Source organism: Clavibacter michiganensis (assembly GCF_016907085.1).
Lineage (GTDB): Bacteria > Actinomycetota > Actinomycetes > Actinomycetales > Microbacteriaceae > Clavibacter > Clavibacter michiganensis_O.
This window is the reverse complement of record NZ_JAFBBJ010000001.1, coordinates 3,165,715-3,188,303: the sequence shown is the minus strand read 5'-3', so window position 1 is coordinate 3,188,303 and position 22,589 is coordinate 3,165,715. Positions and strand designations below refer to the sequence as shown.

Here is a 22,589-nt window from a genome sequence, read left to right as displayed (position 1 = left end):
AGCGGATCGGGCGGGCGGCCCGGCTCTCGCCGGACCGCCCGCCCCCATCGCGCTCAGCTCGAGCGGATCACGCCCGTCGGCTGCGGCCGCGGTGCAGGGCACCGGCGCCGGTCAGCATCATCAGGAGCGCGATGCCGCCGAGCAGCAGCATCCCGTCGCCGTCGCCGCCGGTGACCGGGAGGATCCCGCCGCCGTAGCCGCCGCCGGAGCCCCCGGTGATCGGCGTGCCGGGCTGGCCCGCCGGGACGGTGGATCCCACCACGCGGAACCGCGTGATCATCTCCTGCGCCATGCCCGACTCGACTCCGATGACCTCGACCCGGTGGTCACCGAGCTCGAAGTCCGGACCGATCTCGAACATGAACGTCGCGCGTCCATCGGCATCCGCGATCATCGGCGTCAGCGGCTTCGGCGTGGAGAACACCGTCGCGTTGAGCGTCTCACCGGGGATGAAGCCGAAGGCGTCGACCATCTGCACCGACCCGCTCCCGCGGACGAGCTCCGTGAAGCGGACGACGGCACGGGTGGGGGTGTCGCCGCCGTCGGTGGATCCGTCGGTCGCGTCGGCGGCGTCCGTGGCGTCAGCTGCGTCCGTTCCGGCCGCGTCGGTCGCATCGGTACCAGCGGCGTCGGTCGCGTCGGTACCAGCGGCGTCGGTCGCGTCCGTTCCAGCAGCGTCAGTCGCGTCGGTGCCAGCAGCATCCGTTGCATCGGTTCCGGCAGCGTCCGTCGCGTCCGTTCCAGCAGCGTCAGTCGCGTCGGTACCGGCAGCATCAGTCGCATCGGTTCCGGCAGCGTCCGTCGCGTCCGTGCCAGCAGCGTCAGTCGCGTCGGTACCGGCAGCATCAGTCGCATCGGTTCCGGCAGCGTCCGTCGCGTCCGTGCCAGCGGCGTCGGTCGCGTCGGTGCCAGCGGCATCGGTCGCGTCGGTGCCAGCGGCATCGGTCGCGTCGGTGCCAGCGGCATCGGTTGCATCCGTCCCGGCAGCGTCCGTCGCGTCGGTTCCGGCAGCGTCCGTCGCGTCCGTGCCGGCAGCGTCGGTCGCGTCGGTACCAGCGGCATCAGTCGCGTCGGTACCAGCGGCATCGGTCGCGTCCGTGCCAGCGGCATCGGTCGCGTCGGTACCGTCAGCATCAGTCGCATCCGTCCCGGCAGCGTCGGTCGCGTCGGTACCAGCAGCGTCCGTTGCGTCGGTGCCAGCCGCGTCCGTTGCATCGGTTCCGGCAGCGTCCGTCGCATCCGTTCCGGCAGCGTCCGTGGCGTCGGTACCGGCAGCATCAGTCGCATCCGTGCCAGCAGCATCAGTCGCATCCGCGCCAGCAGCGTCGGTCGCGTCCGCGCCAGCGGCGTCGGTCGCATCCGTACCAGCAGCATCCGTTGCATCGGTTCCGGCAGCGTCCGTCGCGTCCGTGCCAGCAGCGTCGGTCGCATCCGTACCAGCAGCATCCGTTGCATCGGTGCCAGCGGCATCCGTCGCGTCGGTACCGGCGGCGTCGGTGGCGTCCGTTCCGGCAGCATCCGTCGCGTCAGTACCAGCAGCGTCCGTCGCGTCCGTTCCGGCAGCATCCGTCGCGTCCGTGCCAGCGGCATCGGTCACGTCAGTACCAGCAGCGTCGGTCGCATCCGTACCAGCAGCATCCGTCGCATCCGTACCAGCAGCATCCGTCGCATCCGTACCAGCAGCGTCGGTCGCATCCGTACCAGCAGCATCCGTCGCGTCCGTGCCAGCGGCATCCGTCGCGTCAGCACCAGCCGCGTCCGCAGCGCCGTCGGCGTCGACCGCGTCAGCGTCCGTGCCGCCATCCGCGTCCACACCGCCGTCGGTCCCGTCGGTGCCGTCGCCGTCCACGTCGACCGCGGCCACGGCGTCGGAGTCGACACCCTCCTCGCCGTCCACGCCGACGTCGAACTCGACCGTCGCATCGCCGGCAGGAGCGCCGCCGATGGTCTGCGTCGCGATCGCCTCGTAGGATCCGCGCTCCAGGCCGAAGAACGTCACCGAGTAGTTCCCGTCCTCGTCCACCTCCGTGGTGATCGGGTCGAGCCCCACGATGGAGACCGTCACCGTCCCCAGCGGGTCGGCCGTGCCGGAGATGGGCACGTCCCGGGTGGTCGCCCCGCCGTTCAGCGGGAAGACCTGGAAGTCGAACGGCGAGTCGATGACCACGGGCACGCCGATCGTGAAGGTCACGGTGTCGGTGCCGACGGCGACGCCGCCGATCGTCTGCGTGACGATGCCCGTGTAGGTGCCGGAGGGCAGGTCGGGCGTCGCCAGCGAGAAGTCGCCGTCGTCGTCCACGTCCACCGGATCCGTCGTCGTGTCGCCGACCGTCAGGGTGACGGTGGCGTCGGGGTCGGCCGTGCCCGTCACCGGGACGGAGACGGTGGTGTCCCCGTCCGGCAGCGGGAGGAAGTCGCCGTCCCCCGGGGTCTCGATGACGACCTGGTCGACACCGGCCACGGTGACGGTGAAGTCAGCCGTGTCCGAGCCGGCAGCGGTGCCTCCGATGGTCTGCGTCACCGTCGCGGTGTACTCCGCGGCCGTGAGACCCGGGAACGTCGCCTCGAAGCGGCCGTCGTCTCCGACCACCTGCGTGACCGGCGTCTGGCCCGTGACCGCGATGAGCACGGATCCACGCGGGTCAGCGCTGCCGCTGACGGTCACGGGCACCGCGGTGCCGCCGGCCGGGACGACGAAGTCCTGCCCGTCGGTCGGGGTGTCGATGACCACGGCGACGGCCGGGGCGATGACGGAGAAGGTGACCGTGTCCGATCCGGCGGCGGTGCCGCCGATCGTCTGGGTCGCGGTCGCCGTGTAGGTGCCGACGGGGAGGTCGGCGAAGGCCACGTCGTAGACCCCGTCGTCGCCGACGAGCTCCGTCTGGGGGTCCTGGCCGGGGATCGTCACCGTCACGCTGGCGCGCGGGTCGGCGGCACCGGTCACGGGGACGTCGGCCGTCGGCACGGCGCCGGCGCCGAGGATCTGGTCGTCGTCATCCGGCGACGTGATGGTCACCGCGACGGCGGGGGCGCCGACCGTGAAGGTCACCGTCTCCGTCCCGCGGATCACGCCGTCGATCGCCTGCGTGACCGTCGCCGTGTACGTGCCGACCGCGAGGTCGGCGAACGCCACGTCGTAGAGGCCGTCGACGCCGACCGGCTCGGTCTGCGTGGGCTGGCCGGGGATCGTCACGGTGACCGTGGCGCGCGGGTCCGCCGCGCCCTCCACGGGCACGTCGACCGTCGGGTCGGCCGCGGTGGTCAGGAAGACCTGGCCCGGCCTCGGCGTCGCGATGGTCAGGGGGGTCAGGGCCGGCGCGATGGTGAAGGTCACCGTCTCGGAGCCCGCGGCCTGTCCGCCGACCGTCTGCGTGACCGTCGCCGTGTAGGTGCCGGCCGGGAGGGCCGGCGGGGTGAGCGTGTACGCGTTCCCGGGTCCGACCGGGACCGGCCCGACCGTCTGGCCGCCGACGGTCAGCGTGACCTCGGCGTCGGGGTCGGCGGTGCCGGTGACGGGGACGACCACGGTCGTCTCCCCGTCCGCCAGCTCGATCACCTGGTTCGGCGTCGGCGACGCGATGGTCACGTCGTCGGCGACGGGGGCCGGCACGGCGCGCACGGTGGAGCGGGCCAGGTCGATGGTCGGCCCGTCCCCCAGGAGCGTGACGCGCAGCGCGGTGACCGACGAGGATCCGGCGTCGACGCCGTCCCCGTCGATGAAGGCATCCGGCGTCTGCTCGTTGACCGTGAGGCGCACCACCTGGTCGACGACCGCGAAGGCCGGGGCGAGCGCCGTGATGACGCCCGTGCTGACGCCGGAGAGCGCGGTGCCCACGGCCGGCAGCAGGTCGGTGTCGGCGTTCGCGCCGATGAGGCCGGTGACGAGGTCGTCGAACAGCGGCGTGAGCAGCGCGAGGTCCACCGTCGCGTTCAGCGGCGGCAGCAGCGCGGTGCGGGCGAGGCTGATGGTGGGCGCCGTGCCGGTCGTGCCGCCGAGGAGGCGGTCGAGCGACAGGTTCACGTCCACGCCGAGCGTGCCCGCGTTCACGTTCGCGTTCAGCACCCGCGTCGTGAGCGGCGCGGTGACGGCGACGTCCACCGTGGTGGAGGCGCGGAGCGCGGTCACCAGGCGGTTCGGCAGCACGTCCGTGAAGATGTCCGTGATCGCCGAGTCGACGACGTCCGCGAGGATCGCCGAGGTCAGGATCGACGCGCCGGGGGTTCGGTCGTTGAGCGTCTGGATCCGGTCGAGGTCCACCGTGATGGTGCCGGTGGACACATCGATCGAGACCGTGCCGTCCTCGTTCGTCAGGGGCTGCGCGAGCGCGGCCTGCACGACGGCGGCCGTGTTCACGTTCGCCGTCGCGGTGACCGTGGGGGTCCCGACCTGGAGGGCCGCGGTGAGCACGTTCTCCCCGAGGATGCTCTGGAGTAGGGGGCCCGTGGCGGCGGAGACGTCCACCGAGCCGGCGATGCCGGGCGCGATCCCGTTCACGGCCGTCGTGAGCCGCGAGCTGATCTCCGCGACCAGCGGGCTCGCGAGCACGGCCTCGGCCGAGGCGATGTCGTAGTCCGAGGCCGGCGTGCCGGTGCCCGTCGACGTGACGGTGGAGGAGATCGCGCCGAAGCGCAGCGAGAGATCGGAGAGGGCGCCCTCGGCGCCGATCGAGGCGATGGTCGAGCCGAGGTCGATGACCGTCTGCTGTCCGCCGCCCTGGCCGACCGTGATGGCCCCGCTGTCCGACACGGCTCCGGCCGCGCCCGTGGCGCCGGCCGGTCCCGCGGACGCGTACTGCTGCAGCACGCCGGCCGAAGCCGCCTGGTCCAGGTCGAGGAGGGAGCCGAGCGTGACGCCGGCCGCGAGCTGCGCGTTGGCGAGACCGCCGAGGACGCTCACGTCCAGCGGCGCGTTCTCCACCTGCGCGGCGGTGTCGCCGGGCCCGTAGGAGGCGTACGCGCCGTCGAGGGCGATCACCTGCGGGACGCCCGTCAGGGTCAGGAAGCGGCCTTCGGCCTCCGCCGTGTCCCCCGGTGCGGCGTTCGCGGGCGCGGTGCCCCCGAACGCGACGATCGCCGCGGCGAGCCCGAAGGCCGTCGCGGTCGCCAGCCTGCTTCTGCGGCTGGGCATGTGTAGTGCCATCTGCGTTCCCCTCGATTGCATGGCCGGCCGCGCTCGTGGGGCGCAGCCGTGCTCCCCGCGGGGCGGCCCCCACCACACCCACGGTCATCGAAGGCTCGCATCCGCTCGCGGGGCGGACAACACTGCGCGGCACTGGTGTGCGCGGGCGCGGGCCACGCAGTCGGGTCAGTAGGCATCCCAGTGCCGCTACTGATCCGCACGGCCGGGCAGCACGAGACGAGGCCCGCGATCCGATGGGATCGCGGGCCTCAGGGCGTGCTGCGGAGGGAGCGGCCGGGTCAGTCCGCGGTGGCCGCGAGCGACTGCCGGGCGATCTCGAGCTCCTCGTCCGTCGGGATCACGAGCACCGCGACGGGCGACCCCTCGGGGCTCACGAAGCGCGCCTCGGAGCTGATCAGCTCGTTGCGGTCGTCGTCGATCCCGATGCCCATGAACTCGAGCCCGGCGAGCGAGCGCCGCCGCACGAGCGGGTTGTTCTCGCCGACGCCCGCGGTGAAGACGACCGCGTCCACTCCGCCGAGCTGCGCCGCGTACGCGCCGACGTAGTGGCGGATCCGGTGCCGGTAGACCCCGAGGGCGGTCTGCGCGGCCTCGTCGCCGTCGGCCGCGGCACGCTGCACGTCGCGCATGTCGCCGAGCCCGGTGAGCCCGAGCAGGCCGCTCTTCCGGTTGAGCAGCGTCTCGAGGTCGTCGAGCCCGAGGTCGGTGTGGCGGGCGAGGTGGAAGAGGATCGCGGGGTCGATGTCGCCGGAGCGCGTCCCCATCACGAGGCCCTCGAGCGGGGTGAGGCCCATGGACGTGTCGATGGAGCGCCCGCCCTGCACCGCGGCGGCGGACGCGCCGTTGCCGAGGTGCAGCACGATGATCCGCGTCTCCTCCAGCGGCTTCCCGAGCAGACGCGCGGCGGCCTCGGAGACGTACTTGTGGCTCGTGCCGTGGAAGCCGTAGCGGCGTATGCGGTGCGCGGCCGCGAGCTCCCGGTCGATCGCGTACGTGTACGCCTCGGCCGGCAGCGTCTGGTGGAACGCGGTGTCGAAGACGGCCACGTGCGGGACGTCGGGGAACGCGCTCTGCGCCGCCGCGATCCCCTGCAGCGCGCCCGGGTTGTGCAGCGGCGCGAGCGCGGAGAGGTCGTCGATGTCGGCCTTCACCTGATCCGTGACCACGGTCGGCTCGACGAACACGTCGCCGCCGTGCACGACGCGGTGGCCGACCGCGACGGGCGGACCCTCCTCGAGCGACGGGCCGTGCTCGGCGAACGCGTCGAGCATCGCCTGGAAGCCGGCGGTGTGGTCGGCGATGGGCAGCTCGCGCACCCACGAGTCCCCGCCGGCCTTGTGCCGGGTGGATCCGGTCGGCTCGCCGATGCGCTCCACGAGCCCGGACGCGAGCACGGATTCCGTGTCCATCTCGATGAGCTGGTACTTGAACGACGACGATCCGGAGTTGACGACGAGGACAACGGGCACGGGCGGGCTCCTGACGGGTGGGGCGGGCGGGACGGACGACGGGACGGACGGGCCTCAGCCCGCCTCGATCCCCTCGGCCTGGATGGCGGTGATGGCGACGGTGTTGACGATGTCCTGCACGAGCGCACCGCGCGAGAGGTCGTTGATGGGCTTGCGGAGCCCCTGCAGCACGGGCCCGATGGCGACCGCGCCGGCCGAGCGCTGCACGGCCTTGTAGGTGTTGTTGCCCGTGTTGAGGTCCGGGAAGATGAACACCGTCGCGCGGCCGGCGACCGCGGAGCCGGGCATCTTCGTGGCGGCGACCGCCGCGTCCGCCGCCGCGTCGTACTGGATGGGGCCCTCGACCGCGAGGTCCGGCCGCAGCTCCCTGACGCGCGCGGTGGCCTGGCGCACCTTCTCCACGTCGGCGCCGGCGCCCGACTCCCCCGTCGAGTACGACAGCATCGCGATGCGCGGCTCGATGCCGAACTGCGCCGCGGTCTCCGCCGAGGAGATGGCGATGTCGGCGAGCTGGTCGGCCGTGGGATCCGGGTTCACGGCGCAGTCGCCGTAGACGAGCACGCGGTCGGCGAGCGCCATGAGGAACACGGACGAGACGACGGAGACGCCCTCGGTGGTCTTGATGATCTCGAAGCCCGGCCGGATGGTGTGCGCCGTCGTGTGCGCGGCACCGGAGACCATGCCGTCGGCGAGCCCGAGCTGCACCATCATCGTGCCGAAGTAGGAGACGTCGGTGACGGTCTCGCGCGCGATGTCGAGCACCATGCCCTTGTGGGCCCGGAGGCGCACGTACTCCTCGGCGAAGCGCTCGCGGAGCACGGCGTCGAACGGGCTGAGCACGGTCGCGCGGCCGATGTCGATGCCGAGGCCGATGGCGCGCGAGCGGACCTCGATCTCCTCGCCGAGGATCGTGACGTCGGCGATGCCGCGGCTGAGGATCGTGCCGGCGGCGCGCAGCACGCGGTCGTCGGTGCCCTCGGGCAGCACGATGCGCTTGCCGGCCTTCCTGGCCCGCTCGATGAGGCCGTACTCGAACATGAGCGGCGTGACCACGTCGGAGCGGCTGACGTCGAGGAGCTCGAGCAGGCGGGACGTGTCAACGTGCTGCTCGAACGCGGCGAGCGCCGTGTCCATCTTGCGGGTGGACTCGGGCGAGAGCCGGCCGCGGGTCTGCGTGATGCGCTTCGCGGTCTCGTAGGTGCCGAGCTCGGTGGAGATGATCGGCAGGGTCTGGTCGAGCCCGGCGACGAGCGTCTCGATGGTGGGCGACAGCGCGAACCCGCCGTTGAGCACGATGCCCGCGACCGTGGGGAAGGTCTCGGAGGCATGCGCCGTGAGCACGCCCAGGAGGACCTCGCTGCGGTCGCCGGGGATCACGACGATGGCGCCCTCGGTGAGGCGCGCGAGCACGTTCTCCATCGACATGGCGGAGACGACCACGCCGAGCGCCTCGCGGCTGAGGAGCGCCTGGTCGCCCTTGACGAGCGTGCCGTCGACGGCGTCGAGCAGCTCGGCGACGGTGGGGGCGACGAGGAACGCGTCCTCCGGGATCGCCCAGACGGGCACGTGCGACGCCTTCGCCTGGAGCGACGCGGGGACGGCGGCGGGGATCGCGGCCGTGATGGCGTCGAGCTGCTCGGGGTCGGCGCGGTTCACGACCACGCCGAGGAGGCCGGCGTGCGCGGTCACGAGCTCGGGGATGGCGAGGTCGGCGATCTGGCGCATCTCGTCGGGGCTGCGGCCGCCGGTCTCGTCGGTGCGGCGGCCCGTCAGCACGAGGAGCACGGGGGCGCCGAGGTTCGCGGCGATGCGCGCGTTGAAGGACAGCTCGGTGGGGCTGCCGACGTCGGTGTAGTCGCTGCCGACGATGACGACCGCATCGCACTTCGCCTCGACGGCCTTGTAGCGCTCCACGATGCGCGAGAGCGCGGCCTCGGGATCCGCGTGCACGTCGTCGTAGGTGACGCCCACGCACTCGTCGTAGTCGAGCTCGACGCCGTCGTGCGAGAGCAGCGCCTCGAGCACGTAGTCGCGCTCGACGATGGAGCGGGCGAGGGGCCGGAACACGCCCACGCGCTGGATCTGGTGGGTGAGGGTGTCGAGCACGCCCAGCGCGACCGTCGACTTGCCCGAGTGCCCTTCGGCGGACGTGATGTAGATGCTCCGAGCCATGCCCGCAAGCCTATGGGCGTCGCCTGCACGGCAGCCTGCACGTGTTAAAAGGAGAAGACCCCTCGCGCACCTGCCAGAGCCCGGCTGCCCTTGCTGCGTCTCCGCCCTGGGGGAGTTCACCTGGATGGCACCACGCGAGGAGCCGACACCGAGTGTACCCGACGCGGGAGCCCCGCCGGGCAGGCCGCCGGCGCCCAGGAGCCGGTCACCGCGCCGGGCGTAGCGTGGGCGGCATGCGCATCATCATCGCCGGAGGACACGGCCAGATCGCCCGACTGCTCGAACGACGCCTCGCCGACCAGGGCCACCAGCCCGTCGGCATCGTCCTCAACCCGGACCACGCGTCCGACCTCGCCGACGCCGGGGCGGAGGCGCTCGTGCTCGACCTGGAGGAGAGCGACGTCGCGCAGGTCGCCGCGGCGCTCGAGGGCGCCGACGCCGTGGTCTTCGCGGCCGGCGGCGGGCCGGACTCGGGCCCCGAGCGCAAGCTCACGATCGACCGCGACGGCGCCATCCTGCTCGCCGACGCCGCCGAGAAGGCGGGCGTCACGCGCTACGTCATGATCTCCGCCATGGCCGTCGACGGCTTCGACCCCGACAGCGACGACACCTACGAGATCTACCAGCGCGCCAAGTCCGAGGCGGACGCCGACCTGCGCGCCCGCGACATCGACTGGACCATCGTGCGCCCCGGCGGCCTCACCGACGACGCGGGCACCGGCCGGATCCAGGTGGGCACGTCCACGGGCCGCGGCACCATCCCCCGCGCCGACGTCGCCGAGATCGTGGCGACCGCGCTCATCGACGGCACGGGCGTCCGCGTCCAGTTCGAGGCGATCTCGGGCGAGGAGCCCGTCGCCGAGGCCATCGCGGGTCTGCGCTACTAGCGGCGCCGCCCGGCGCGCGAGCCGACCGATCCGGATGGCGGTCCCCTCCTCCCCGGAGGGGACCGTCATCCGCTTCCGGAGCTGCTGAGGCACCCGGGTCGTGCCGCGGGCGACGCGTCGGGTCGACGGCACCCGAAGCCGTCGTCCTCCCGTGCGTCGCACGCATGGTGCGCCGTGGCGCACCGTCCGGAGCATCCCCATGCCCGGACATGTGAAACACGCTAGGAGCGGCCGGGGGCCGCCCCCACAGTGCCGACTACTTATTTCCGTGACGCATCCGATCAGTAAACGTCGGTGCGCCTTCTCGGATCCCCGCATTCCGCGCAAGATGGATGCACACGGACCGCGCAGCCTCGGGGGATGCGGCGCGGACCACCGCTTTGACGCGACGGGGGTCACATGAAGCAGATGACGCACACCTACATCCGGTCGAGCACGCGCATCGAGAGCACGGCTCCCGGCCGGGGCAGCCGCGCCCGCGACCTCGAGACGCTCGAGCGCTGGCTCGCGGCCGGCACGAGCGCCGTGGTCACCGGCAGCGTCGGCTCGGGTCGCAGCCACGTGGCGGGTCGCGTTGCCGACGCGCTCACGCGCAACGGCCTCACCGTGATCCGCGCCCACGCCTCCACGCCCGACCTCGCGGACGTCCTCCGCCGCGTCATCGACCCGGTCCCCGGGATCCGCACCGCGCGCCCGCTCCCCGCCGCGCGACCCGTCGTGGTCATCGACGACGGGCACCTCATGGCACCCGACCTGCGCGTCGCCCTCGCCGACGCGCGGGCGAGCGAGCGCTGCACGCTGCTCGTGACCGTCGACGACACGGGCGGCGACGCCCGCCACCTCCGCGCCCGGGACCTCGACACCGGCGGCGACCAGGCCGTGCGCACGGCGCAGGCCGCCCACGAGATCCTCGGCCTCTGGCGGAACGGCTACGCCGAACGGCTCGACCTCTCCCCGCTGGACGCGGCCGAGGTCGACGCGATGATCGACTCGATCGCGGGCCAGGTGGCGCTCGACCAGGCGACGCGCGTGCAGATCCAGCGGCGCAGCGGCGGCCGCCCGTTCCTCGTCCGCGAGCTGACCTTCGAGGCGCTCGAGTCGGACGGCACGGAGCGGACCGTCACGGGGTACGCGTTCCCGAGCCCGCACGCGCCGCGCGCCCGGATCCTCGAGCTGGTCTCCTCGCGCGTGTCGATGCTCGACGACGACGAGCGGAGCACGCTCGTGCTCCTCGCCCAGCTCGACGGCGTCCCCTACCAGCGCGCCGCCCGCCTCTTCGGCGAGACGATCCTGCGGGTGCTCGGCGCGCGCGGCCTCGCCCGCGTGCAGGGCCACGGCGACCGGATCCTCCGCGCCGACCTGCTGGAGGCCGAGGCCGCCCTCGCCCGCACCGACCCGGACGCCGTCGACGGCCTCACCCGCCGCGTCGTCGGGTCGCTCCTCCAGGAGGCCGCCCACGGCGTGCCGCTCAATCCCAAGGAGAGCCTGCTGATCGCGCGCACGCTCACCGACGACGGCCGCCGCGACGCCGTCGAGCGCTTCGGCGCGGACACCCTCGCCGCCGTGCACCTCGTCGCCGCGCGGCTGGCCAACGACGTCGGCATGACGCACGACGCGCTCGCGTTCGCGGAGATCGCCGGGCAGGGCGGCGTGTCCGCGTACGCGGCCTGCGAGCGGGGGCGCGCCCTCACCGTCCTCGGCAACCCGGCACGGGCCATGGAGGCGCTGGAGGCGCTGGACACCGCCGCCCTCACCCCGGCCGAGCGCGTCGAGACGCTGCACTGGCGCGTCCTCTCGACGCACGCCGCGATGCCGGGCACGGACCGCGTCCGACGGCTGCTCGACGGGGTCGCGCACGGAGCGGACGCGGACCAGGACGAGCGCGCGCAGGCGGCCGTCATCGGCGCCAACATGTCGCTCGGGCTGATGCGGTGGGAGTCAGCCCTCACCGCCGCCCGGGAGGCCGCCGACCTCACGACCAGCCCGCTCGTGCAGCTCCGGGCGCAGCGCGCCGTCGTCCTCGCGCTCGGCCACTTGGGTCGCGGCGCGGAGCTCGGCGACGCCATCGACGAGGGGCTCGGGCTCGTCGCCCGCCGCGCCGACCGCCGCGGCACCTACGACGACATCCTCCTGGAGGAGGCGCGGCTCGAGCTGCTCTCGGCGAGCGCCTTCAGCCGCCGCCTCTGCCGCCTCGACCTGCCCGACCTCGAGCGCGAGCTCGACGCGTGGGTGGAGTCGGCGATCGCGCAGGACGCGCAGTGGTTCATCCCGGTCCTCGGGGCCATCACGGGCGGCGTCGCCCTCGACCTCGGCCGGCTCGACCGCGCGGAGGCCGAGCTGAGCATCGCCGACGACCGCCTCATCGGCCCGGACATCGGCACGTGGCGGCTCTGGATCGGCATGCAGCGCGCCCGCGTGCTCGCGCTCCGCGGGCGCACGGAGGAGGCCGAGCGCATCGCGACGGAGATCGCGCACCGCGCCGACCCGCGCTACCCGTACCAGCGCATGCTCGCGGAGGGCGTGCGCGTGGAGATCCTCGCGTCCCGCGGCCGGCCGGAGGAGGCGGCGACGCTCCTCCTCGACGCGGGCGACCTCAGCGGCGACGCGCACGCGCTCCGGGCGGGCATGCTCTTCCGGGCGTGGATGCTCGGATCCACGGACGCCCGGCTCGTCCCGGGCGCGCGCCTGGTCCGCGAGCGCACCGACGTCCCGGCGCTGCACGGCATGGCCGAGGTGGTGGAGGGATCCCGCACGGGCGACGCCGCGCTCGTCGCGCAGGGCGTCCGCACGCTCGAGGAGTCCGGCCTGCACCAGCAGGCGCGCACCGCGTGCGAGGACCTCCTCCGGATGCTCGCGGGCACCGAGCCCGGACCCGCGCTCACCGAGGCGCGGGCGGCGCTCACGCGCATCCAGGCCCGCATCGACCGCGGTGCACCCGCAGCGGAGCAGGCCACGGTCACGCCCGTCCTCGACGTGAGCATGCTGACGCGCCGGGAGCTCGAGATCGGCGTGCTCGCGGCCCAGGGGCTGAGCAACCGGGAGATCGCCGGGCGCCTGTTCCTCTCCGTCCGCACGGTCGAGTCGCACCTCTACCAGGCGCGCGCGAAGCTCGGCGCGCCCTCCCGTCGGGCCCTCGCGGGGCTGCTCGACACCCCGGGTGCATCGAGCCTCGTCGCGGGCAGGTAGTATCGACGGGTGCCGCCGCGTTCCTGACGCCGCGGCACGCGTCATGGAGGATTCGCCTAGTGGCCTATGGCGCACGCTTGGAAAGCGTGTTGGGTGAAAGCCCTCAGGGGTTCGAATCCCCTATCCTCCGCCAGTCACACGAGAGCCCCGAAGGACCCAGGTCCCTCGGGGCTCTCGTGTACCCCGGCCGGCTCCCCATGTCCCCCATAGCGCCCCTGCCCGCCGGGTCGACACCCGCCTAGGCTGGACCGGTCGTCCCGCCCGCACCCGCGGGTGCCGCCCGTCCCGAGATGCGCGCGGCGCACCTGGCGACCGCAGACGCGATGACGGCGTCGGACGACCGGAGGCGACGTGCAGCACGACGGCGACGCACCCGACGACGGCGCGAGCACGCTCCTCCGCCCCCGTGCGGCGCTCCTCCGGCAGCTCGGCCTGGCCGCGCTCGCGCTCGTCGTGCCCCTGGGCGCGGCGCTCCTCGTGCTCGCCGTCCCCACCGGCAACGCGGCGGCCGTGCTCCTCGGCGTCGCCGTGGTCGTGCTGCTCGGCGCCCTGCTGGCCGGCCTCTACCTCACCTCCTACGTGCGCATCTCGCACACCACGGGCGACGTCGAGTCCCGCTTCCTCGGACGCCGCACGCGTGTCCGCGGCAGCACCGTCCACGACCTCCTGGTGGTGCACGTCTACCAGGGCCTCACGCTCGACACGCAGCCGCGCCTGTTCGTCATGGACGTCGACGGCCGGCTCCTCCTCCGCCTCAGCGGCCACGTGTACGACCTCTGGACCATGCGCTCGATGGCGGCCGACCTCGACCTGCCGCTCACGGAGCAGGCCAAGGTGCTCACGATGGCGGAGCTGCGCGGGGCACGTCGCGGGATCCTGCCCTGGTACGAGCGGTCGCGGCTCGCGCTGGCCGGGGCGCTCGTGCTCCTGGGCGTGGCCGTGATCGGCGCGGTCGTCGGGATCATGGCGCTCACGGGCGTGCCCGTGTCGATCCGGCTGTGACGGACGCGGTCCTGCCGATGCTCGAGCCCCTGCTCGAGCGCTGGCGGCTGGATCCGGACGGCCCGTCCGTCCGCACGGCCAGCAGCGTGATCGCCCCGGTCCGCCGCGACGGCGCGCGCCTGATGCTCAAGGTGCCGCTCGTGGAGGAGGAGCGCCGCGGCGGACGCCTGATGGCCGCGTGGGCCGGCCGCGGAGCCGCGCCCGTGCTCGCGTCGGACGCCGACGGCACCGTGCTCATGGCGCGCGCGGACGACCCGGGGATCCTCGTGCGGGAGGCGTCGGCCGACGGGCCGGACGCGGACGCGCGCGACGACCGGGCCACGCGGATCCTCGCCCGCGCCGCCGCCCGGCTGCATCGCGTCCCGCTGGATCCGCGGGTCGAGTCCGACGCCGTGCCCCTGGCCGACTGGTTCCGCGAGCTGGTCGCACCCGAGCGGCCGCTCCCCCGGTCCCTGGACCGCGGTGCGGCGGTCGCCCGCGAGCTGCTCGCCGGATCCGGGCCGACCGCGGTGCTGCACGGCGACGTCCACCACGGCAACGTCCTGCGCTTCGGCGGCGGCGGCGGCAGCAGCGACAGCGACGACGACGACTGGCTCGCCATCGACCCGAAGGCCCTCGTGGGCGACCCCGGCTTCGACACGGCGAACGTCCTCGCGAACCCGACCCCCGCGATCGCGCTGCGACCGGGACGCCTGGACCGCCGCGCGCGCGTGGTCGCCGAGGTGACGGGCGCCGACCTCGACGCCGTGCTCGCCTGGACCGAGGCGTGGTGCGCGCTGTCCGCCGCGTGGGACGCGGACGACGCCGCGAGCCGGCCCCGGTTCGCGGCCCTCGGCCGGCTCGGCGCCTCCGCGCGCGACGCCCGCCCCGGCCTCGGACGCCCCCTCTAGCTGGCGCGCTCCGGCATGCGCTCCCCGGATCCCCGCGGCGCGAGGTCCGACGCGCGCCCCGCGACCGCCCCCAGAGCGCGCTCGAGCGGCCCGCGCCCGATGACCCTCGTCCAGAGCAGGCAGAGCGCGACCGTCACGACGACGAACGCCAGGTACGCGCCGTCGTCCGCGATGAGCTCGCCCTCCGGCGCGACGAGGTCGATCACCACGATGTGGACGGCGTACACCGTGAGCGCGAGCTGCCCCACCGCCTCGAGCGGCACGAGCACGGCCGGGAGCAGCGCGGCGATGCGCAGGCACAGGCCGATCACGGCGATGGCGAAGCCGCCGGATCCCACGACCTCGAACGGCGACCCCTCGTGCGGCGTGGTCGAGAGGATGAACTCCCAGCCGGGCGGCGGCGCGGGCACGGCCGCCTCCACGAGGGCCGATCCGCCGTACGCGAGCACGGCGAGCCCGGCGCCCACCGTCACGAGCAGCAGCTGCACGCGCGCGGAGCCGAGCGCGAGCCGGCCGATCCCGAGGCCCGCGATCGCGAACACCACCCACGTGAGCGCCGGGTAGTGGCCGGTGACGACGAGCACCACGAACGGATCCGGTCGCATGAGCGCGCCGTCGAAGTGGATGGCGAGCGCGGTCGTGGCCACCGGCAGCGCGACGGCGGCGACCGCGGCGAGCGCCAGCAGCCGCGACGCCCGCCAGCGCAGCAGCGGCAGCAGGGCGACGAACAGCACGGCGTAGACCTCGAGGATCACGGCGACGTACGTCTGCAGCGACGCCAGCAGCCCGCCGAGGAGGAACAGGCACGCGGCGCGCACGAGGATCCGGAGCCGCGCCCGCGCGAGGTCGCTCCCGTCCACCGGCCGCTCGCGCCCCGACATGAGGGCGATGGACAGGCCCGCGAGCGTCGCGAAGAGGATGGAGGAGCGGCCGTCCGTGATGGCGAGCCAGGTCGCCGGCTCGTCGAGCTCGAGCGTGCGCGGCACCGCGACGTGCGCGGCCATCATCCCGAGGACCGCGAGGCCCCGGGCGGCGTCCACGCCCCGGAGGCGGGCCGGGTCGCGGGCGGGGCTCATGGCCTCACCCTACCCAGCGCTCCCGGCCGGTCGACGGCCGTCAGTTGGTGAGCGCCGGCACCGTCCGCGGCTGGACGATGAGCCACATCGAGAGGATCGAGACGACCGCGCACGCGCCCATGACGGCGGCCATCGGCACGCCCGAGGTGATGCCGATCACGCCGACGATGGGCGAGATCGCGCCCGCGAGGCCGAAGTTCACGGCACCCAGCAGGGACGCCGCGGTGCCCGCCTCGTGCCCGTGGTTCACGAGGCCGAGCACCTGCACGCAGGGGAAGCCGAAGCCGCACGCGAGGATGAAGAAGAACAGCGGGATCAGGGTGCCGAGCAGCCCCGCGTCGGTGAACGTGCCGAGCACGACGATCGTCGCCGACGCCAGGAACTGCACCGTGACGACGCCCGCGAGGATCCACTGCGGCCCGATGACCTTCGTGAGCCGCGCCGCGATCTGGTTGCCGATCACGACCCCCAGCGAGTTGATGCCGAACAGGATCCCGAACTGCTGGGCGTCGAACCCGTACACGTCCTGGAACAGGAACGACGAGCTGGAGAGGTAGGAGAAGAGCCCGGCGAACTGCATGCCGCCGATGAGGGCGACGCCGACGAACACGCGGTCGCCGAGCACCGAGCGGTAGCGGCGGAGGAGCGTCCCCTTCTCCTCGATGCGCACGGCGTCCTTGGGCAGCGTCTCGACGATGAAGAAGGTCACGGCGATCACGACGAGGATCGCGTAGGCGGTGAGCGCGTAGAACACGCCGCGCCAGTCGACGAAGCGCAGCAGCTGCGAGCCGATGACGGGCGCGAGGATCGGCGCGAGCCCGGTCACGAGGGCGAGCCGCGAGAGCATGCGCACGAGCGGGCGGCCACCGAACAGGTCGCGCACCATGGCCATCGCGACGACCGCGCCGCCCGCGGCACCCGCGCCCTGGAGGATGCGGAAGACGAGCAGCACCGTGACGTCGGGGGCGAGCGCGGCGCCGAGCGACGCGAGGATGTGCAGGCTCGTGGCGACGATCAGCGGCAGGCGCCGGCCCACCCGGTCGCTCCACGGCCCGACCACGAGCTGGCCGAGCGCGAACCCGACGGTCGTGCCCGTGAGGGTCAGCTGGACGGCCGCGTCCGAGACGCCGAACTGCTCCTTGATCACCGGGAAGGCGGGCAGGTAGAGGTCGATCGTGAACGGGCCGAGGCCGACGAGGGCGCCCAGCACGATGATGTAGACGATGCGCTCCCGGCGGGAGAGCGCGTCACCGGGGTGGATGGCGGCAGACGACACGGAGCGTTCCTTCGAGGAGAGGGGGCGCGGGGCGCCGCAGGAGGGAGGGCGTGCGCGTGCACCGCCTCGAGGTCCAACGGGCCTGCGCCCGGCTTATTCCCAGCCCAGGGAATCGCCGTGCGTCCGCTCCTCAGCGCCGCAGCGCGCGGACGACGCGCTCCACGTCGTCCTCGTCGTTCCACAGGTGGAAGGCGATGCGCGCGCGGCCCGCCCGTCCCGACGCGACGATCCCCGCGGCCCCGAGCGCGGAGAGGTCGGTGCCGTCCGCGTCCGGCCACGTGACGATCGCCTGCCCGCGCGGCTCGATGCCGAGGCCCGTGCTCACGAGGTCGCCGAGCTCGACGTTCCGCCGGTGCACGGCGTCGAGGTCGAGGCGCGCGAAGAGCGCGATCGCCGGGGCCGCGCCCACCCACGCGCCGAACGCGGGCGACACGTCGAACGCGCGCGCGTCCTCGGCGAGCGCCATCGCGGGTCCGTAGCAGGACGCCCACACGTCCGCGCCCGCGTACCAGTTCGCCTGCACGGGCACGAGGGTCCGGCGGTAGCGGTCGGACAGCGTGAGGAACGCCGCGCCGCGCGGGGCGCAGAGCCACTTGTACGCGTGGCAGGCGGTGGCGTCGAACAGGCTCGCGTCGATCGGCATGGCGCCGGCCGCCTGCGTGGTGTCGCACAGCGTGAAGGCGTCGTGGATCCGCGCGGCCTCGCGGATCGCGGCGACGTCGGCGACCCGGCCGTCGGCGGACTGCACGAGCGAGAACGCGACGAGGTGCGTGCGCGGGCCGATCTCTGCCGCGAGCTCCTCGAGCGGCACGTGCCGCACCACGACGCCGCGCGCCTCCGCCACGACGAACGGGTAGGTGAGCGAGCTGAAGTCGCCCGTCACGCACAGCACCTCGGCGCCCGCGGGGACGGCGGCGGCCAGCACGCTCACGAAGGAGGCGGTCTGCGAGCCGACGGCCACGGATCCCACGTCGACGCCCACGAGCGACGCGTACGACGCGCGGACGCCCTCGACGACGCCGCCGTAGCCGTGCGCGGTGGATCCCCCGGCCGACCACGTCGTGAGGTCGGCCCGCAGGCGCTCGACCGTCGCGCGCGTGGGCAGGCCCATGGTGCAGGCGGAGAGGTAGCCGGGCCCGGCCTCGAACAGGTCGCGGAGGTCGGCGGGCAGCGGCGCGGTCGTCATGCGTCCAGCGTGACGAGGGCGGATCCATCGAGCAAGACCCCGCCCGGCATGCGTCCCATAAGCGCGCGTTATGATCCGCGCATGACCGACGCTGCCTCCACCGCACGCGACCTCGACTCGGCCGCGCTCGCCGCGGTGCACGCCCTGGCCGTCCGCGGCTCGATCACCGCGGCCGCCCAGGCGCTCGGCGTCAGCCAGCCGGCCCTGTCGCAGACGCTCCGGCGCCTGGAGGCGCGCATCGGCGTGCCCGTCACGGCGCGCGCCGGCCGGGGCGTCGTCCTCACGGAGGCCGGCCGGGTCCTCGCGCGGCACGCCGAGACCGTGGTGCACGCCATCGACCAGGCGGCCGACGAGCTCGACGACCTGCGGGGCCTCCGCGCGGGCACCGTCCGCGTCGCGGCGTTCCCGTCGGCGTCGTCGACCGTCGTGCCGCGGCTGCTCGGCGGCCTCGCGGCGGCGCACCCGGGCCTCGGGTTCGGCTACCTCGAGGCCGAGCCGCCCGAGGCCGTCGCGGCGGTCCGCGCGCGCGAGGCCGACGTCGCCGTGACCTTCGCCTACCCGGACGACCCGGACGATCCCGCCGCGCGCTCCCTCGACGGCCTGGAGTCACGGCCGCTCTGGCGCGAGACGCTGTGGGCCGTGCTGCCGGAGGCGCGGGCGCTGCGGCACCGCGGCCCGCTCGCGCTCCGCGACCTCGCCGACGACCGGTGGATCGCCGGCTGCGTGCGCTGCCGCCGCCACCTGGTGAGCGCGTGCGCCCGCAGCGGCTTCGCGCCGGCGACCTCCTTCGAGACGGACAACGCGGCCGCCGCCGTGGGGATGGTGCAGGCGGGGCTCGGGGTCGCCCTCCTGCCGTCGCTGGCCCTCGCGACCGCGCCCCTCCCCCGCGGCGTCGTCCGGCGGCGGATCTCCGGAGTCGGCGAGCGCGTGGTCCACGTCGTCACGGCGCCGGGCGGATCCGCGTCGCCCGCCGTGCACGCCGCCGTCGAGGCGCTCGCTCGGCTGCGCGTGGGCGACTGGGAGCTCCGCCGGGCGTGAGGCCCCGCTCGCGGGCCGCGGGCAGACCCGCTCCTGGCGGATTGTCGGACGTCCTCCGTAGTGTCTGAGGGGTCTGCCTCCGGTGTCCACCGCGGGCCCGAGACCCGGAGGGACGAGGACGCATGTCGGACGAGCACGGCGACGAGCTGCAGGACGAGGTCCAGGCCTCGGGCGGATCCACCGAGCGGCAGAACCGGCACCTGCAGCGCAGCCACTCCGAGCAGGCCAGGTACCTGTCCGCGTACTTCGGCTGGAGCCTGCACGGCGACCTCATCCGCTCGCACGGCACGACGGTGGCCATGTTCGTGGAGGACCTGGCCGACACCATGCTCGCGCTGGGCTGGCTCGACGGCTCCGGCATCATCTGGGAGGCCGTGCCGGTCGACGCGGACCGCGCGGTCGCCCGGGTGCGCCGCCACCAGATGGAGCAGGGGTGGATGCCGCCCGGCACCGAGTGATGACGCGGGCCTCCGCGCGGGCTGTGCGTGCGGTCCCCGGTCGCGCCGCTGCTCGATCTCGGGAGTAGCGTCCGAAGGGATCAGGCCGTCGGGGGACGCGTCTCGCAGACGGCCAGGAGGACACATGACGGACCACGACGGAGCGCTGCTCGACCGCGACATGGGACTGCTGCTGGCCGCCGCATCCCGAGCGGTGATCTCGCTCTACAGGCCGTTGCTCAAGCCCTACCACCTCACGCACCCGCAGTACCTCGTGATGCTCGCGCTGCACGAGCAGGACCCCCGCCGCGCGGGCGACCTGAGCGACGCCGTGCAGCTCACGCCGGGCACGCTGTCCCCGCTGTTCAAGCGCCTGGAGCTCCTCGGCTACATCACGCGCCAGCGCGACCAGGCCGACGAGCGCCGCCTCCTCATCGCGCTCACGGAGCGCGGGCGCGGCATCCTGCCCGACCTCCTGCGGGTCGCCGACCAGGTGCACGACGACGTCGTCCACCGCAGCGGCGCCGACTCGACCGCGCAGGCGCGCCTGCGCAGCATGACCGAGCTGCTCCTCGACGCCTGAGCGCCGACGACGCGCACGCCGATCGCGGGCCGGACGCGGTCACCGCGCGCCGTCGACCACCCGCTGCCAGAGGGTGTGGTCGCTCCACGCGCCGTCGATCCGCAGGTACGCCGGGGCGATCCCGATGGCGTCGAACCCGGCGCGCGTGAGCACCTCCTCGGACCCGCCGTTCCCCACCAGCGTCGACGCCTCCAGCCGGTGCAGCCCGGCGGCGCGCGCGATGCGGACCGCCTCCCGGGCCGCCGCCGTCGCGAGCCCCCTGCCCTGCCTCTCCCGGTCGATCCAGTAGCCGAGGCTCGCGCTCTGCGCCGCGCCGCGCTTCACCGCGAACAGGTCGCAGCGGCCGATGACGCGGTCGCCCTCGACGATCAGGTACGGCAGGCCGGATCCGGCCGCCCGCTCGGCGATGCGCCCCGCGAGCTGCGCGCGCTGACCCGCCGACGTGAAGAAGGCATCCGTGCGCGCGGGCTCGAAGGGGCGGAGGTGCTCCCGATTGGCGCGGTACGCCGCGGCGAGCGCGGCGGCGTCCGTGATCCGCGCGGGCCGCATCACGACGCCGTCCGCGAGCACGGCGCGCTCGTCGGTGCCGGGCGGGGGCCCGCTCACGCCCCGGGACGCACGTGGCGCTCGGGTCGCGCGTCGGCCGCGGGGATGGCGCGGTCGGCGATGAGACGCGCGTACCAGAGCGCGCTGTCCTTGGGCGTGCGCTCCTGCGTGGCGTAGTCGACGTGCACGATGCCGAAGCGCTTCGAGTACCCGAATGCCCACTCGAAGTTGTCGAGGAGCGACCACACCTGGTAGCCGCGGAGGTCCACGCCGCGCTCGATCGCGCGGTGGGCCGCGGCGAAGTGCCGCGACAGGTAGTCGATCCGCGCGGGGTCGTGCACGGCGCGCACGCCGTCGTCGCCCATGGTCACCTCGTCGTCGAACGCGGCCCCGTTCTCCGTCACCATGAGCGGCAGGTCGGGGAACTCCCCGTGCAGCGAGACGAGCAGGTCCTCGAGGCCCTGGGGCTCGATGTTCCAGCCCATCGCCGTGTACGGGCCGGGCTGCTCCAGGAACTCGACGTCGTCCGTCCCGGGGAACGGCGTCGCGGCGACGTCGCCATGGATGGAGGTGCCGCCGCCCGCCGAGGAGCCGTCCCGCATCCGCACCCGGCTGGTGTTGTAGTAGTTGACCCCCAGCAGGTGCAGCGGCTGGCGGATGAGCTCGGTGTCGCCGGGCAGCACGAAGGACCAGTCCGTGATCGAGGCGGTGTCCGCGAGCACGTCCGCGGGGTACCGCCCGTGCAGCAGCGGGTCGAGGAACACGCGGTTGCCGACGCCGTCGACGCGCCGCACGGCCTCCGCCCCCGTGCCGCCCTCGCCGCGGATCACGTGCAGGTTCAGCGTGATGGAGAAGCGCGCGTCCGCCGGCACGACCTCCCGGAGCGCGCGGACCGCGAGCCCGTGCGCGAGGTTGAGGTGGTGCACCGCGCGGAACGAGTCCTCCGCGTCGGTGCGACCGGGCGCGTGCACGCCGGCCGCGTAGCCGAGGTACGCCGAGCACCACGGCTCGTTGAGCGTGGTCCAGGTGCCGACGCGATCGCCCAGCGCCTCGCCCATGATCCGCGCGTAGTCGGCGAACGCGTACGCGGTCTCCCGGTTGGTCCAGCCGCCCTCGTCCTCGAGCGCCTGCGGGAGGTCCCAGTGGTAGAGCGTCGCGATGGGCGTGATCCCCCGCGCGACGAGCCCGTCGACGAGCCGACCGTAGAAGGCGAGCCCGTCCGCGTTCGCGGGGCCGCGCCCGGTCGGCTGGATGCGCGGCCACGCGATCGAGAAGCGGTACGCCTCGAGGCCCAGCGCCTGCATCAGGTCGAGGTCGGACTCGAGCCGGTGGTAGTGGTCGTCGGCGACGTCGCCCGTGTCCCCGCCGAGCACCTTCCCGGGCGTGCGGCTGAAGGTGTCCCAGATGGAGGGGCCGCGGCCGCCCTCGTCGACCGCGCCCTCGATCTGGTAGGCCGCGGTGGCGGATCCGAACAGGAAGCCGGGCGGGAACGCGAGCCCCTCCCCTCGGTCGTCGGCGGGGTCCCGAGGCGAACCGGGTGCGGCGGGCGATGCGTCGGTCATGGCGGGCGGGGACCTCTCCGTCGGGGCGATGGCGGGCCGGCGGATGCGCACGCGCGCGGTCGACGACGACCTCCTGCCATCCTGCCCGGGCCCCCGCGGCGCGTCCAGCCGACCCGCCCCGGCGCCGTGTCGACGTTGT

15 protein-coding genes, 1 tRNA gene and 1 other RNA gene are annotated in these 22,589 nt (G+C 74.2%); 8 read left to right on the top strand and 9 right to left on the bottom strand.

Annotated elements, in window-relative coordinates:
- Positions 1–67: 67 nt before the first annotated feature.
- From JOE38_RS15045 to ffs, 4 genes are all read right to left on the bottom strand, one after another.
- The gene (locus JOE38_RS15045; RefSeq protein ID WP_239544847.1) at positions 68–5,128 is read right to left on the bottom strand and encodes a choice-of-anchor G family protein; all 5,061 of its coding nucleotides are present in this window, start codon (positions 5,126–5,128) and stop codon (positions 68–70) included.
- A gap of 290 nt (positions 5,129–5,418) precedes the next feature.
- Complete coding sequence (locus JOE38_RS15040; protein WP_204576993.1) at positions 5,419–6,609, bottom strand: acetate/propionate family kinase; 1,191 nt, start codon at positions 6,607–6,609, stop codon at positions 5,419–5,421.
- 54 nt (positions 6,610–6,663) lie between these two features.
- Positions 6,664–8,781, bottom strand: coding sequence for a phosphate acetyltransferase (gene pta / locus JOE38_RS15035; protein ID WP_204576992.1), 2,118 nt, complete (start codon positions 8,779–8,781; stop codon positions 6,664–6,666).
- 50 nt (positions 8,782–8,831) lie between these two features.
- Positions 8,832–8,928, bottom strand: an RNA gene (ffs, locus tag JOE38_RS15030) — signal recognition particle sRNA small type.
- Between the two features lie 86 nt (positions 8,929–9,014).
- On the opposite strand from ffs, the gene JOE38_RS15025 reads away from it, so the two are divergent.
- The 5 genes from JOE38_RS15025 (at position 9,015) to JOE38_RS15005 (ending at position 14,746) form a co-directional block, all read left to right on the top strand.
- Complete coding sequence (locus tag JOE38_RS15025; protein ID WP_204576991.1) at positions 9,015–9,668, top strand: SDR family oxidoreductase; 654 nt, start codon at positions 9,015–9,017, stop codon at positions 9,666–9,668.
- Positions 9,669–10,067: 399 nt separating this feature from the next.
- Positions 10,068–12,854, top strand: coding sequence for a LuxR family transcriptional regulator (locus JOE38_RS15020; RefSeq protein WP_204576990.1), 2,787 nt, complete (start codon positions 10,068–10,070; stop codon positions 12,852–12,854).
- Positions 12,855–12,899: 45 nt separating this feature from the next.
- Positions 12,900–12,987, top strand: a tRNA-Ser gene (locus tag JOE38_RS15015).
- A 218-nt stretch (positions 12,988–13,205) separates the two neighbouring features.
- Positions 13,206–13,856: a hypothetical protein gene (locus tag JOE38_RS15010; RefSeq protein WP_204576989.1), complete on the top strand. Its 651-nt coding sequence runs from the start codon at positions 13,206–13,208 to the stop codon at positions 13,854–13,856.
- A complete protein-coding gene (locus JOE38_RS15005; RefSeq protein WP_204576988.1) occupies positions 13,853–14,746 on the top strand; it encodes an aminoglycoside phosphotransferase family protein in 894 nt (297 codons plus the stop codon). The genes JOE38_RS15010 and JOE38_RS15005 overlap by 4 nt, the downstream gene beginning before the upstream one ends.
- Here JOE38_RS15005 and JOE38_RS15000 read toward each other — a convergent pair.
- The 3 genes from JOE38_RS15000 to JOE38_RS14990 form a co-directional block, all read right to left on the bottom strand.
- Positions 14,743–15,822 carry a heparan-alpha-glucosaminide N-acetyltransferase domain-containing protein gene (locus JOE38_RS15000; protein WP_204576987.1) on the bottom strand — a complete coding sequence of 360 codons (1,080 nt, stop codon included), beginning with the start codon at positions 15,820–15,822 and terminating at the stop codon, positions 14,743–14,745. The genes JOE38_RS15005 and JOE38_RS15000 overlap by 4 nt on opposite strands.
- A gap of 40 nt (positions 15,823–15,862) precedes the next feature.
- Positions 15,863–17,098: a multidrug effflux MFS transporter gene (locus JOE38_RS14995; protein ID WP_204576986.1), complete on the bottom strand. Its 1,236-nt coding sequence runs from the start codon at positions 17,096–17,098 to the stop codon at positions 15,863–15,865.
- Between the two features lie 130 nt (positions 17,099–17,228).
- Positions 17,229–18,284 (bottom strand): aminotransferase class V-fold PLP-dependent enzyme, encoded by a 1,056-nt coding sequence (locus tag JOE38_RS14990; RefSeq protein ID WP_204576985.1) that lies wholly within the window; start codon positions 18,282–18,284, stop codon positions 17,229–17,231.
- 81 nt (positions 18,285–18,365) lie between these two features.
- Here JOE38_RS14990 and JOE38_RS14985 point away from each other — a divergent pair, with 81 nt between their 5' ends.
- From JOE38_RS14985 to JOE38_RS14975, 3 genes are all read left to right on the top strand, one after another.
- Positions 18,366–19,322 (top strand): LysR family transcriptional regulator, encoded by a 957-nt coding sequence (locus JOE38_RS14985; protein WP_204576984.1) that lies wholly within the window; start codon positions 18,366–18,368, stop codon positions 19,320–19,322.
- 122 nt (positions 19,323–19,444) lie between these two features.
- Complete coding sequence (locus JOE38_RS14980; RefSeq protein WP_204576983.1) at positions 19,445–19,780, top strand: hypothetical protein; 336 nt, start codon at positions 19,445–19,447, stop codon at positions 19,778–19,780.
- 124 nt (positions 19,781–19,904) lie between these two features.
- On the top strand, positions 19,905–20,342 hold the full coding sequence (locus JOE38_RS14975; protein ID WP_204576982.1) for a MarR family winged helix-turn-helix transcriptional regulator: 438 nt from the start codon (positions 19,905–19,907) through the stop codon (positions 20,340–20,342).
- 39 nt (positions 20,343–20,381) lie between these two features.
- Here JOE38_RS14975 and JOE38_RS14970 read toward each other — a convergent pair whose 3' ends face one another.
- Positions 20,382–20,948: a GNAT family N-acetyltransferase gene (locus JOE38_RS14970; protein ID WP_204576981.1), complete on the bottom strand. Its 567-nt coding sequence runs from the start codon at positions 20,946–20,948 to the stop codon at positions 20,382–20,384.
- Entirely contained in the window at positions 20,945–22,450 is a 1,506-nt protein-coding gene (locus JOE38_RS14965; protein WP_204576980.1) for a GH1 family beta-glucosidase, read from the bottom strand. The genes JOE38_RS14970 and JOE38_RS14965 overlap by 4 nt, the downstream gene beginning before the upstream one ends.
- Positions 22,451–22,589 lie beyond the last annotated feature (139 nt).

What these genes read in the sequence shown, in the direction of transcription:
- JOE38_RS15045 (WP_239544847.1), bottom strand. Translation starts at nt 5,128, where the DNA reads ATGCCCAGCCGCAGAAGCAGGCTGGCGACCGCGACGGCCTTCGGGCTC.
- JOE38_RS14975 (WP_204576982.1), top strand. Translation starts at nt 19,905, where the DNA reads ATGACGGACCACGACGGAGCGCTGCTCGACCGCGACATGGGACTGCTG.
- JOE38_RS15025 (WP_204576991.1), top strand. Translation starts at nt 9,015, where the DNA reads ATGCGCATCATCATCGCCGGAGGACACGGCCAGATCGCCCGACTGCTC.
- pta (WP_204576992.1), bottom strand. Translation starts at nt 8,781, where the DNA reads ATGGCTCGGAGCATCTACATCACGTCCGCCGAAGGGCACTCGGGCAAG.
- JOE38_RS14985 (WP_204576984.1), top strand. Translation starts at nt 18,366, where the DNA reads ATGACCGACGCTGCCTCCACCGCACGCGACCTCGACTCGGCCGCGCTC.
- JOE38_RS14980 (WP_204576983.1), top strand. Translation starts at nt 19,445, where the DNA reads ATGTCGGACGAGCACGGCGACGAGCTGCAGGACGAGGTCCAGGCCTCG.
- JOE38_RS14965 (WP_204576980.1), bottom strand. Translation starts at nt 22,450, where the DNA reads ATGACCGACGCATCGCCCGCCGCACCCGGTTCGCCTCGGGACCCCGCC.
- JOE38_RS15020 (WP_204576990.1), top strand. Translation starts at nt 10,068, where the DNA reads ATGAAGCAGATGACGCACACCTACATCCGGTCGAGCACGCGCATCGAG.
- JOE38_RS14990 (WP_204576985.1), bottom strand. Translation starts at nt 18,284, where the DNA reads ATGACGACCGCGCCGCTGCCCGCCGACCTCCGCGACCTGTTCGAGGCC.
- JOE38_RS15000 (WP_204576987.1), bottom strand. Translation starts at nt 15,822, where the DNA reads ATGAGCCCCGCCCGCGACCCGGCCCGCCTCCGGGGCGTGGACGCCGCC.